At 63.2% G+C, this 253-nt stretch carries 1 pseudogene; it reads left to right on the top strand.

Going from position 1 to position 253, the window contains the following annotated elements:
- Window positions 1-198, top strand: a pseudogene (locus GWC77_RS30475) (hypothetical protein); the annotation flags it as partial.
- Window positions 199-253 lie beyond the last annotated feature (55 nt).

Here is a 253-nt window from a genome sequence, read left to right as displayed (position 1 = left end):
GATTGCTTCGACAACGCCATGTGCGAAAGCTTCTTCGCCACCCTCGAATGCGAACTGCTCGCTCGTTCGCGCTTCCAAACTCACGAGCAGGCTCGACGGGAGCTGTTCGCCTTCATCGAGGGCTGGTTGCCGCGCGTCAAACAAGATGAGAGCAGCGCGTCAATCAGGATGAGAGTACTGGCGTGGCGGCAGCGGTGAAGGGCGTAGCCCGGAACCGCTGCCGCCACGCCGCGCCGAGCAGTCCCCCGTCATC

It is taken from the genome of Paraburkholderia sp. NMBU_R16, assembly GCF_013282575.1.
Classification (GTDB): domain Bacteria; phylum Pseudomonadota; class Gammaproteobacteria; order Burkholderiales; family Burkholderiaceae; genus Trinickia.
Note: the sequence above shows the minus strand (reverse complement) of the source record. Positions and strands in the feature narration are given on the sequence as shown.